The sequence below is a fragment of the Marinoscillum sp. 108 genome (genome assembly GCF_902506655.1).
Taxonomy (GTDB): Bacteria; Bacteroidota; Bacteroidia; order Cytophagales; family Cyclobacteriaceae; genus Marinoscillum; species Marinoscillum luteum.
The window spans coordinates 1,547,203-1,559,454 of the sequence record NZ_LR734808.1 but is presented as its reverse complement, the minus strand read 5'-3'; the positions used below and the strand labels follow the sequence as shown (position 1 = coordinate 1,559,454).

Annotated in this window: 12 protein-coding genes; 3 read left to right on the top strand and 9 right to left on the bottom strand. The window is 47.7% G+C overall.

Features of this window, described 5'->3' with window-relative positions; genetic code table 11:
- Positions 1–40 precede the first annotated feature (40 nt).
- Together GV030_RS06480 and murB are read left to right on the top strand one after the other, a co-directional pair.
- Entirely contained in the window at positions 41–1,738 is a 1,698-nt protein-coding gene (locus GV030_RS06480) for an amidohydrolase (RefSeq protein WP_159580953.1), read from the top strand.
- Positions 1,739–1,832: 94 nt separating this feature from the next.
- Positions 1,833–2,849: a UDP-N-acetylmuramate dehydrogenase gene (murB, locus tag GV030_RS06475; RefSeq protein ID WP_159580951.1), complete on the top strand. Its 1,017-nt coding sequence runs from the start codon at positions 1,833–1,835 to the stop codon at positions 2,847–2,849.
- A 20-nt stretch (positions 2,850–2,869) separates the two neighbouring features.
- Here the strand turns inward: murB and GV030_RS06470 are convergent, their stop codons facing one another.
- The 7 genes from GV030_RS06470 to GV030_RS06440 form a co-directional block, all read right to left on the bottom strand.
- Positions 2,870–3,313 (bottom strand): response regulator, encoded by a 444-nt coding sequence (locus tag GV030_RS06470; RefSeq protein ID WP_159580949.1) that lies wholly within the window; start codon positions 3,311–3,313, stop codon positions 2,870–2,872.
- Positions 3,300–4,892, bottom strand: a complete 1,593-nt coding sequence (locus GV030_RS06465; protein ID WP_159580947.1) for an ATP-binding protein — start codon at positions 4,890–4,892, stop codon at positions 3,300–3,302. The genes GV030_RS06470 and GV030_RS06465 overlap by 14 nt, the downstream gene beginning before the upstream one ends.
- Positions 4,893–5,069: 177 nt before the next feature.
- Positions 5,070–5,867 carry an NIPSNAP family protein gene (locus tag GV030_RS06460; RefSeq protein ID WP_159580945.1) on the bottom strand — a complete coding sequence of 266 codons (798 nt, stop codon included), beginning with the start codon at positions 5,865–5,867 and terminating at the stop codon, positions 5,070–5,072.
- 18 nt (positions 5,868–5,885) lie between these two features.
- Complete coding sequence (locus GV030_RS06455) at positions 5,886–6,131, bottom strand: hypothetical protein (protein ID WP_159580943.1); 246 nt, start codon at positions 6,129–6,131, stop codon at positions 5,886–5,888.
- A gap of 93 nt (positions 6,132–6,224) precedes the next feature.
- Positions 6,225–7,100, bottom strand: coding sequence for a sugar phosphate isomerase/epimerase (locus GV030_RS06450; protein WP_159580941.1), 876 nt, complete (start codon positions 7,098–7,100; stop codon positions 6,225–6,227).
- Positions 7,101–7,118: 18 nt separating this feature from the next.
- A complete protein-coding gene (locus GV030_RS06445) occupies positions 7,119–8,816 on the bottom strand; it encodes a GMC oxidoreductase (protein ID WP_159580939.1) in 1,698 nt (565 codons plus the stop codon).
- Positions 8,817–8,823: 7 nt separating this feature from the next.
- Positions 8,824–9,357 (bottom strand): gluconate 2-dehydrogenase subunit 3 family protein, encoded by a 534-nt coding sequence (locus GV030_RS06440; protein WP_159580937.1) that lies wholly within the window; start codon positions 9,355–9,357, stop codon positions 8,824–8,826.
- A gap of 171 nt (positions 9,358–9,528) precedes the next feature.
- Between GV030_RS06440 and GV030_RS06435 the strand changes: the two genes are divergently transcribed.
- Positions 9,529–9,903 (top strand): transmembrane 220 family protein, encoded by a 375-nt coding sequence (locus GV030_RS06435; RefSeq protein WP_159580935.1) that lies wholly within the window; start codon positions 9,529–9,531, stop codon positions 9,901–9,903.
- 63 nt (positions 9,904–9,966) lie between these two features.
- Here GV030_RS06435 and GV030_RS06430 read toward each other — a convergent pair whose 3' ends face one another.
- Both GV030_RS06430 and GV030_RS06425 read right to left on the bottom strand, forming a co-directional pair.
- A complete protein-coding gene (locus tag GV030_RS06430) occupies positions 9,967–11,076 on the bottom strand; it encodes a Gfo/Idh/MocA family protein (protein ID WP_370519056.1) in 1,110 nt (369 codons plus the stop codon).
- An 89-nt stretch (positions 11,077–11,165) separates the two neighbouring features.
- Positions 11,166–12,062: a DUF2279 domain-containing protein gene (locus GV030_RS06425; protein ID WP_159580933.1), complete on the bottom strand. Its 897-nt coding sequence runs from the start codon at positions 12,060–12,062 to the stop codon at positions 11,166–11,168.
- Positions 12,063–12,252: the final 190 nt, after the last annotated feature.

The window sequence follows — 12,252 nt, the reverse complement described above, 5'->3', positions numbered from 1 at the left end:
TTCGATTCTATTATCTGATTGAAACCTATCACTACTTCACATGAGAAAATTATCTGTTATCACGCTTCTAATGGCCTTTATAATAGGGGGTTGCCAAAAGCCCCAAACCAAGGCCGATCTGGTTTTGCTGAATAGCAAAGTGTATACACTGAATCCCGACGCAGGGGAGGCAGAGGCCATTGCCGTGAAAGATGGCGTGATCCTTTTTGTGGGGAGCAATGACCAGGTTCGGGATTTGGTGGGTGATAGCACAGAGGTGTTGGATATGAGCGAAAGCTATATTTATCCGGGTTTTATAGAGGGGCACGCCCACATCATGGGCATTGGAGCCAATATCATCAATGTGGACCTGATGCAGGCCCGGAGCTATGAGGAGGTGGTGCGTATGGTGCAGGAGCGGGCCGCTGTGACGCCAGCGGGTGAGTGGATCATCGGGCGTGGCTGGCATCAGGATAAGTGGGATGAGGTGCCCGAACTGATGTTTAATGGTTTCCCTACCCACCATTCATTGAGTGAGGCGGTGCCTGATCATCCGGTGCTGCTCAGTCATGCCAGTGGTCATGCCAGTCTGGCCAATGCGGCGGCCATGAACCTGGCGGGGGTAAATAAGTCCACTCCAGACCCGGAGGGTGGCGAAATCTTCCGGGACGTGTCCGGTCAGCCGACAGGGATTTTTAATGAAATGGCAGAAAAACTGATCGTTGAGAAACTACCCCTCAAATCGGCTGAGTACAAGTCTGATTTATTGGAGCGGGCCATTCAGGAGTGCCTGAGCAATGGACTCACAGGTTTCCATCAGGCCGGGTCAGATCAGGCCGATGTGGCCTTGTTTGAGCAGTTTGCATCGGAGAATCGGCTGAAGCTCAGACTGCATGTGATGCTTTCAGGTGCGGACACTGCTTTGTTAAAAACATATTTTGCATCAGGCCCTCGCAGTGGTCTTTATGATCAGCACCTCAACATCCGGTCAGTAAAACTCTATGCGGATGGTGCCCTTGGTTCGAGAGGCGCCTGGTTACTGGAAGAATATAGCGACGCCAGAGGTGTGCATGGCCACAACGTGACCCCAATGGATCAAATTGAAGACGTGGTGATGCGGGCAGCGGCCAGTGGGTTTCAGGTATGTACCCATGCCATAGGTGATCGGGGCAATCGGGAGGTGCTGAATATTTATGAAAAGGCGCTGGAGCGTTATCCTGAGATTGCGCAAGATCACAGGTTTCGCATAGAACACGCGCAGCACATTCACCCGGATGACATCCCTAGGTTTGCCCGGCTTGGGGTGATTCCGGCCATGCAGGCCATTCATATGTCTTCTGACAGGCCCTGGGCTATTGACAGGCTGGGCAGGGAGCGCATAGAGAATGGTGCCTACATGTGGAGTGAGTTGATCGACAATGGATCGGTCATCGTGAATGGTACAGATGCACCAGTAGAGCCCGTCAGTCCGCTGGCCAGTTTCTATGCATCGGTCAGCAGAAAGACACTCAAAGGAACCCCAGAAGGGGGCTATGAGCCTGCTCAAAAAATGACCCGTGAAGAAGCACTGAAATCCTATACCCTCTGGCCGGCTTATGGGGCCTTTATGGAGCAAAGCGTGGGGAGTGTGGAAGTAGGTAAACTGGCTGATTTCACCATATTAGATCGGGACATTATGACGATTCCCGAAGACGAGATCCTCAATACTAAGGTGAAAATGACGATCATCGGTGGGGAAGTATTGTATGCCGACCGTTGATAAATCCCCAAACTTAGGGAGGCGGACGTAATGCCGAAATGGTTAAAATTGCGTTTTAATTGATACGTTTGTTTTTCATTCTAACCCATCTACAGTGCTGATTGAGGAGAACTTTTCATTGAAGGACCATAATACCTTTCGTCTGGATGTCCGGGCCAACTTTAAGGCAGGGATCACACAGCCGGAAGAGCTGCAGGAACTCTACGCTAACCCTAAGTTTAAGACTGTCAAAAAGCTCGTTTTGGGTGGAGGATCGAATGTGTTGTTCACCAGGAATTTTTTAGGATTGGTGCTGAAAATGGAAATTGGAGGCATCGCCGTGGAGCAGGATAGTGCCGACTCTGTGATTGTAAGCTTTGGAGCAGGCGAGAACTGGCATCAGTGTGTGCTCTGGGCAGTGGAGCATGGCTATGCAGGGATCGAAAACCTTTCGTTGATACCGGGCACAGTAGGTGCAGCCCCTATGCAGAATATAGGGGCCTATGGTGTGGAGCTGAAAGAAGTTTTTCACTCTCTGGACGCTTATGATGTGAAAACAGGGAAAATCAGCCGTTTTTATAACGAGGACTGCAAGTTTGGCTACCGCTATTCTGTATTTAAAGGTCCGAGAAAGGATAAATACATCATCACCCGGGTTTATCTAAGGCTTTCCAAAAAACCCAAGTTCAACATTACCTATGGCAACCTGAAGGAGACCTTGGAGCAGATGGGCGTGGAAGAACTCACCCTTAAGAATGTGAGTCAGGCGGTGATCAACATTCGCCAATCCAAACTGCCTGATCCGCTGGAGATTGGGAATGCGGGGAGCTTTTTCAAAAATCCGGTAGTGGAGAAGGTGTATTTTGACTCGCTGAAGGCCGCTTTTGAGGAAATTCCGGGCTACGAAGTAGACGAGGGGTCAGTGAAGCTTCCGGCGGCCTGGCTCATCGATCAGTGTGGATGGAAGGGTACACGCATCGGAGATATTGGCGTGCATGACAAACAGGCGCTGGTGCTGGTCAATCATGGGAACGGCAAAGGAAAAGACATTCTCAAACTCTCCATGGAAATACAGAAGTCCGTTTTTTCTACCTTTGGGGTGGAGCTGGAGCGAGAAGTCAATGTGGTCTAGTACCGCACTCCTTTTGGGGTTTAATGAGAAGATGGCTGGTTGAGTAGCATCCAATACATACCAAGCTCAGATACGGCTTTCATAAATGATTCAAAGCCTACGGGCTTTACCACATAGCTATTGGCGCCCAGGTCATAGCATTTGTCTATATCCGGATCTTCCTTGGAGGAGGTGAGCATGATCACCGGAATCTTCCGTGTGCGCTCGTCACCTTTTATCTGTTTGAGTACTTCTATACCACCTACTTTTGGCATATTGATGTCCAGTAAAATAAGCTTTGGAACATTTTTGACTTCTCTTTCGGAATATGCGCCATTGGCAAAGAGATAGTCTAATGCTTCGGCACCATTTTCCAGGTGCACCAGTTTATTGGCCATATTGTGCTTCTTCAATGCCCTGATCGTCAGTTCTGCATCACTTACACTGTCTTCTACGAGTAAAATTTCAATTTCATGTACGTTCATATTGATTGTGATTTAATGGAAGTGAAAAATAGAAAGTAGCTCCCTGATCCACCTGACCTTTGGCCCAGATTTCCCCATTATGCCGGGTAATGATTCGGTGAACGATGGCCAGGCCCACACCGGTTCCTTCAAATTCGTGTGGCATGTGTAATCGCTGAAATACACCGAAGAGCTTGTCGGCATACTTCATATCAAATCCTGCACCATTGTCTTTAATCTTAAATATCAGGCTTTTATCCTTGGTTTTGGTGGAAATATTTATCTGTGGGGTTTCTCGCTTTGAGGAATATTTTACCGCGTTGGCAACCAGGTTGTAGACCACCTGATGTAATAACGTGTAGTCTCCATAGACTGAATGTAATTTTTTCACGACAACTTTTGCCTGATGTGGCGTGGATTTTTGAACCTGGGAAAGTACGTTCACTACGAGTTTGTTGAGATCAACTTCCGTCTTTTGAATTTCCTTTCTTCCTAATCGGGAGAAGGCCAGCAGGTCGTCTATCAGCCTGCCCATCTGAACGGAGCTGGTGGTAATCATGCCGATGATCCGTTTACCTTCGTCATCCAGGATGTTTTCATAATCCTCCTTGAGCATTTGGGCGTAACCATTGACTGCACGGAGCGGTGCGCGCATGTCATGAGCCACCGAGTAGGAGAATGCCTCCAATTGCTGATTGACCTTTTGGGTTTCTTCTTCGGCCTCCTTTCTTAGTGCATCCTCGCGATTGAGCATTCTGGTGCTTAACCAGATGAGTACCAGAAAGACTATGATAATACTCAGGATCAATAAAGCAGAGCCTAGTTCGATGGAGATGGACATTTTCCACGCACTGTATAGTCGCAGAAACCCCAGTAGAGCGGGGATGCAGATGGCCGCCGGAATGAGAATTCGCGCCGTTTTAGCGCCCGAATAGTCACTGGTAAACTCCGCCATGAGTCCCTTATGTGGTTTGGCAAACAATATCCCGAGGGACAGCAATAGAAAGCTGACTGCCGTGTTGATGGCCATGGGAAGATGCTTCAGGAAACCGTAAAACACTTTTACCTGGTAGAGGTATCCCAATATGGAGAGGATGCCGACCATGCCGATACTCATGGCAATGAATTGGGCAGGCACATGATTACCTCGTGTGGTATAGTTGAGGATGAAGAGCGCAATGGAGGCGAGCAGAAATGCCAGAGCTGTATTCGGGGCCATTCGGTTGCTGATGTTTCCGACGAGATCATTCTCCAGTCTCTCATAAAAAAGTAGTGTGTCCACATGGCTGTCTACTTCCAGAAGAACGCCCACTATCTTCACTGTGGCAATAATCAACACCAAACCAGTGAGCATAAGGCCATACTTATACTGCTCTGAATGGTTCCTGGCCGAATTAGAGGTCAACAGCCAGAGGGCAAGGCCGGAGAGGATAAAGCAAATCGCTGTGGCCGGGTTCATCGCCACCAGTCCGGGAATAGGCCGTTTGATAAATTCAATATCAAGAATCCAGCTTACTAAAACCAAAAAACCGATCAGAATAACGGGTGAGGCAAAAGCCCTGCTGCTATTCCAGATGGTAGTCGAAAGTATCCTTCTCATCTATCAGGTATGAAATATAGCGTTAGGTTAAGCGTCATATTCACTCTAAATCTAGCCATAAAGAAGGTATTGGGAAAGGTATAGGATATATAATGTATCGTTATGTGATAAAATAAATATGGGGACAAAAAAATAGGGCCAATTGCCCTATTTAATGATTGTTGAGAATGTTACATGTCAGTAATCCGAGTACTCTGTAGGGTATAGAAAGTAAATATCAGAATGAGACACGGTATTGGCATACCTGGGCATCACCTTAAGGGCTTGCCACTCCGGACTCTCACCGAATGCTTTCCAGTGAGCATCACGACTTTGCTGATCGGTAAAGGTGGTCATGTACATCAGGTTGGGCATTTTATCGCCTGAGATGACTTCACCATAGAACACTGCGTTGAATTCTAATTTATTAAAGAGACGGACTTCTCCGCCGGCGTTAAACATATCCACTTTACTCCAGTAATACTTTTCTGTGGCTGATTCATAGCTCCGAAGTTCATATACACGGTCTGCACGTGCTCCTGATAGTTTCGGCGTTTGCATCATAGGCATCTCCGTGAAGGCCCTCAAAAGCACAGATGCTATCCGCTCATACGGTGGGTTATCATGTGGCGCATTGAGGTAGTCAGCACCCGCCGCCTGATAGATACTGTCCTCAACCAGTTGATCTGTGATGGTCAATAGCTGATCCATAGAGGTGAGTGGCAGGAGCACGACGATTTTTTGGCTAGAGTCTGCTTCGCTTGGTCTCGGTTTGAATACGCCAATGTTAGCGACTCCCAATCTTTTCATTGCCGGCAGGTATGTCTCACGGAGGTATTGATCCGTCATGCTCACCTGCTGGTCAGTAGCCATTGTGTAAGTTTTTAGCTCATAATATTGACGTTCAGGAGCGGGTTCGGAGTTCGCTGCTTTTTTGCTCTGACAGCCCAGGGCCATCAGGCAAATCAGAAGAAAGAACGAGTTTGTAGGTTTCATAGGCTATTTGAATTGTGGTTAATGAAGAGGATTTCTCAGGTATCGGACCAATGAAAAACAGGATACCACTGTCCATGCACCTTCCAAGATAATGAAAGGAAGATAATCTAAAAGGATAGAAGCAAGGCAAGCGAGTGCTGCTCCGGTCAGGTTGAGCAGGATAAATGCCAAATCCTTCGTAGTGAGCTTTCCCAAGGTATTGAGCAGGTAGGCAAGCAGGATGAGAAAGACGCCAACGGACCCTAGCCAATCAGTGGTGTTCATAGAGTAATATCTGTTAATTCCAAAGGGTAAATTAAATCAAAAAGGAGCTGCCGATCGGGTGCTCCTTTTTAATTTAATTGGACGTGATGTTCTTTATATTTTCAAGCTCCTCAGGTATTCTATGCTTTTGGGGATTTGAGTAATGATCCGGTCGCTTTCGTCTTCTATGAAGTAATGTTTGATTCCAGCACGTTTGGCCGCTTTGAGTATAGCAGGGATGTCTAGTTCTCCATCACCTACGGTAACGTCATTGTCTGTATCGGTGAGGCCGGTCAGGTCTTTCTGAACTCCTTTTCTGAGGTCTTTCACATGCATGAGTTTCCACCGGCTACCGTATTTGTCCAGCAGGGCAGCAGGGTCACCACCACCAAACTGAATCCAAAAAATATCCATTTCAAATGAGACATATTCCGGATTGGTGTTTTGGATGATATAGTCGAGCAAAGTGCCGTCTTCATAAGGCTGAAACTCGTAGCCATGGGCATGGTAGCAAAAAGTGATGCCACTATCGGCCAGGATCTTACCAAAGGTATTGAAGTCCTCCACGGTTTTCCTGGCATTTTCGAGTGTGAAGTTTCCTTTCTCATGTGGCAGCCAGGCGCACATGACATATTCGGCCCCCAGGATTTTGGCTCTTTCTATCACTGACAAAGGGTCTTCTACTAGCGTGTTGTAGCCTGTACCCATGGAGGGAATGGTGAGCCCTTTTGATTCGCATAGTTTTTTATATTCGTAAGGATCCATGTCGCCACCCCCACCTTCTATGGAGGTAAAGCCTATGCTCACGATGGTGTCCAGGGTTTCGGGGATTCCATTGGGAAAGCTTCTGCGAAAAGTAAAAGGCGCGATGCCTAAAGGTTCGGTAAAGAGCGGCTCATCGGCGATGGTTTCTTTGGCTTGTTCCTTTTTTGCCGGCTGGCAGTTGGTGAGGAAAAGGCCCAGTAGGAGAGCTGGTATTAATATTTTCATGATTTTGTATTTTAATAATTAAAGGTTTCTTTTTTTCATTTCATCCACGGCATAATTGGCTGCACGAGCGGTCAGAGCCATGAAGGTGAGTGTAGGATTTTGCGTGCCGGTAGAGGTCATGCAGGCTCCGTCCGTCACGAAGACGTTTTTACACTGATGGAGCTGATTCCACTCATTGAGGAGGGAAGTCTCCGGATCATGCCCCATGCGCACGCCACCCATCTCATGGATATCTGATCCGGGAGGTGAGTGAGTGTCTTCTGCGGTAATATTGATGAAACCAGCTTTTTCAAACATCTCTTTGGATTGTTCCACATAGTCCGCGACCATTTTGTCGTCGTTTTCTGTCCAATCGCAGGACATCACGATTTGAGGGATGCCATATTTGTCTTTCAGCTCTGGGTGTAACCGGAGGTGATTTTCTTCTACAGGTACACACTCGCCCATCATCCAGCTGCTAATGCTCCAGAGCCCATGTTTGGGGTTGAGCAAGTTTTCGGTCAGGGACAAACCGATCCCCTGTGTATCCGGCCCCATCCATCGGCCACCACCTATCCCAATGGCGTAGCCTCTTAAGAAATCGGTTTCCTGCTTCCTCAGGTTTCTGAACCGGGGAATGTAGGCATTACTGGGGTTGCGGCCACTAGTCACTTTGTCTGCAAACCCTTCGAACTGTGCATTGGCCTTGCCTCTATAGTTATGCCAGGAGATGTACTTACCCATAAGTCCATTGTCGTTGCCCAGGCCGTTTGGAAACCGACCGGAGGTGGAGTTAAGCAAGATGGCGTTGCTGTTGAAGGTAGAGGCGTTGACAAAGACAATGTCTGCGTAGAATTCTATCATCTTCTTGGTATGCGCATCAATAATACGTACACCCGCGGCTCTTTGCTGCTCCTCATCGTAAATAATAGAATGTACCACGGCATCAGGGCGGAGGGTCATGTTTCCGGTTTTCATCGCCCAGGGGAGGGTAGAAGCATTGCTGCTAAAATATCCCCCAAAATTGCAACCTCTGCGGCACATGTTTTGGTTTTGGCATTTGGATCGGCCCTGCTCCATGTGAATGGGCTGCGGATCAGTTAGATGGGCACATCGGGCGTTGATCAGGTGCCTGGTGTCGCCATAGTTTTTCTTCAGGCTTTCCTTGAAATGACTCTCTATACAGCTCATCTCAAAGGCCGGCATCACCTCACTGTCGGGTAATTCCGGAAGGCCATCTTTGTTGCCTGCGATACCGGCAAATTTCTCCACATGGGTGTACCAGGGTTCCAGGTCTTTGTATCGGATGGGCCAGTCCACAGCAAAGCCGTCACGCACCGGCCCTTCGAAATCCATATCACTCCAGCGTTGGGTTTGTCTTGCCCAAAGGAGCGACTTGCCGCCCACATGGTAGCCGCGAAACCACCTAAAGGGCTTTTCCTCCACAAAGGGTTGCTCCTCATCTTTGATGTTCCAATGGAGGGAGTCTGCACTGACTCGCTTTAGGTTCTGATAATCCATTCGTTGGTCGATGGGGACAGTCCCGCGAAATTCAAACTGCCAGGGCGCCTTGGAGGCGGTAGGGTAGTCTTGCACGTGCTTCACATCCCTGCCTCTTTCCAGCACCAGGGTTTTGAGCCCTTTTTCGCAGAGTTCTTTGGCCGCCCATCCACCACTGGCTCCAGAGCCAATGACGATGGCATCGTATGTTCTTTTCTTTTTAGAATCTTGCAGCATGATTGGATTATGATACGAAAGGTTGATGAATGTCTACACAGCCCAGGAAATGGCCGGGTACTACGCGGTAGTGGTAGTGATTGGTCATCACTTCCTCCGTGGTGCGAAATCCTGTGATGGTCTCGGCTTTCATCAGATTGAAAAAATCCTGCTCAGCTTCTACTTTGGATTCGGACCATTCGGTGAGGAGCTGTTCCCTTTGCTCTGTGGTGCAGTCCACAAAGTCATTATTGAATTTTTCATTGGCGGCCATGTTTAGTGCAGCCAGCTGCAATTTCAGCTTATCCTGTTCCTCTTTTTCCTGGCACTTCTCAAAAAAGCCCAACAAATAGACCGGTACGCCCAGGTCTACAGCTCCATAGTAAGCTCCTCTGGGGATGATGGTATCTGCAATGGAGGTGATGAGGTCCTGCTCACTTGGTTTGAAAAATGAGTTACTCATCAGGTCCTTGATGAAAGTAAGGTCTTTGGCCCAGTAGCCAAGTGCCACGGTGCCCACCGAGGCGGCCGCCAGTGCCTTGAGTGTATTGCGTCTGTTCATACGGGTTGGTATGTTGTTTAGGGAATTTAAGATACCAAGCCCAAGCTCAATCCAGAAGGAAATAGACATATGGATACTATGTTTCCATCAAATGATGCTGATCAATAGCACAAGGCTATAGATTTAGTCAGGGGTGAGGCTGTAATTATTTCTCTCATTAACTTTGGCATCATGAGCACAAAGAACATCCACTACCTGATAGCCGTCATTTTTATCGCTTTCGCGGCACTGCAATACAACGATCCTGATCCATTACTCTGGATGCTGATCTATGGTGTGGTGACGCTGGTAGCAGTTCTGAAGGTCTACCTTCGTCAGCTCAATTTCAAGCCACTGGTCACTACTTTTATGGTCATTTTTGGGCTTTATTCACTGATGTATGTGCCGGTTTTTGTGGAGTTTCTGGGCAATCCTGATAAGTCCGAACTTTTCGGAGCCATGAAAGTGACTAAATCATGGATAGAAGGTACCCGGGAATTTCTCGGACTGCTGATAGCCATAGGAGCGCTCGAGTATTTACGCCGCAGTAAGGTGAAAGGGAAGTAGGTTATTAGCTTCCTGGGAGTACTAGTCCGAAAAGGTGATTGTTAGCCACAAAGAAGTGAAAGGCTATTTGTCCAGGGTAATTGTTTTTCCTGTTTCAGCACTTTTACGAGCAGCTTCAAGTATTTCCATCACAATCATGTTATTCTGGAGTGAGGTGGGCTCGTTGGCGCTCAACACGACCTCATTGTGGATGACGGCAGCCAATAGGGCAAAAGGGTCATTCAGGGGTGCTGGTCGCTCTTCCAGTTGATGGGATTCCTCCTGATAGCCATCGTAGCCCTCGGCCATTCTTACCCGAAGTTGGTTGCGATTGTCGGCATAAATAGCTCCGTTTAGCCCATAAATGTCCATGTCCTTTCTCCCAATGGGCCAGTTCCACGATGCCTCAATGATGGCATTGGAATCATCATAAGTCAAAATGATGATCGCTTCGTCACCTACTTTTGGGTTGTTTTCGGGCTGTAGTTGTTGGGTTATGGCAGTTACAGTATTGGGCTTTTGTCCATCTTGCAGCCAGGTCATCAGGTTTGCACCGTAACAACCAAAATCCATAATGGCTCCACCGCCGTTTTGAACGGGGTCTGTAAGCCAATCTAAGAACTCATCATTTACTCCTATTTTCTTGGGTCCTTTATGTCCGTCGCGTATGATCACCTTTCGCAAATCTCCCACTGCACCGGATTTCAGCAACTCATAGGCTTTATGGTTGGATGGGTACCAGGTGGTCTCATAGTTGGTGAGCAGGTGTATGTGATGTGCTTGGGCAAGGGCTTCCATCTTTTTCGCATGCTCCAGGCTTACCGCCAATGGTTTTTCTACCATGACATGAATGCCCAAAGGCGCACACTTCTCCACAACTTCCAGGTGCTCGTATATGGTGCCAAAGGCCGTGACAGCTTCCGGATGGATGCGATCAATCATTTCATCCATGCTATCAAAGACCATACTCATGGGAAATCCGTGCTGCTCTGAGTATCGTTTGGCCAGGTCCCGATTGGGCTCCACAATACCAACCACCTGGATGTCGCCCCGGTCTTCACGTCCGAGAATCCAATGTACATGGGTATGAGTGAGCCCTACCACACCGACTTTCACAGGTTCCTTTTGGGCCAATAACTGAAAGGAAGTCAGTATCATTATGCCTAAAGAAAGCAGAAATTTGTACATCATCATTTTATTCAATTTACATTTTCACAGGAAGATTTGAACCCCAAAAGAACCCCATTCATAGGATCGATAATCCTGCATGTTACCAAAGTTATTCAAAAAGCCAGCCAATGATATTTCCATCCATTTTCCGGGTTATATTCTATTCCCGGTAAGGGAATCTTTATGAAGTTTAAAGCCCCGAGGAGGCCTCTTATCAGATTGGACCGAGTCTCTATTTTAGTCAGGTCCACGTCGAGTGAGAGATAATATTGACCAGAACGAGTGAATTCGGGGAGTGTCTGACCTGCCTCGTTTTCCGATGGGTTACTGTTGCCGCCTGTGTATCCATCAATGCCATAACCGACGGCCAGATTGAGCCATTTAGGTAAGCGCGAAGCGTTTTGAAAAATAGTGCTTCTGAGGTTGGTGGAGAGCCAATAAGTCTGACCATTGTAATCTTTTAACCACCTCTGGCTGCTACTGGAGCCGAGCAGCTCGGGTCGGTACTGCGCATATGGTGAGCCGGAGTATGACCATTTCAGCATGACTTTTTGTTCACTCCAGATGAGCTCCTGACTGATAAACGCCGCGGAACCCAGGGTATTGGCTGTAAAGTCCCCGATAGAGAACCCCCAATCCTCAGATAGTCCATCAAAAACTTCTACGCTTGTCAGAAAGAACAATCCGGTCATTCCGCCATACCAGGTAGCCTGCTGATGGTCTAATCCCGACCATGCCAGGCTTTTTGCACTTAGTCGTCCTATTTGATAGGCGGTGGTTGTATGTCCGAGCTTATCCATATAGCCCCAACTGTTGTTGTCGTTGAAAAAATGGAACCTTCCGAAATCCTGATACCAAACTGAACCCAGACCGATCATGCTGACGGTATATAGTGTACCCCCACCGATCAGCAGTGTATTGAACCTCTTCTTATTTAGATTTTGTTCCTGAGCGAGTAGACCGAAAGGAATTAACAATAGCAGGATGACTTTACTGACTTTTGAAGTCATTCTTTATATGGGAGTTTTGTTGTCAACGTACGTTAAAAGTAGCTTGTCGCACGGGCCTTTGCAAACGAATCAGAACGAACAGAGGATTGCTTCGTCACCATGGATAAGAGTGATTGTCACATAGGCGATTATCACATCTGTGTAGGGGCTCAATTCACTTGCTGAGGAGTATGTGGCGGGATTTCTTTCT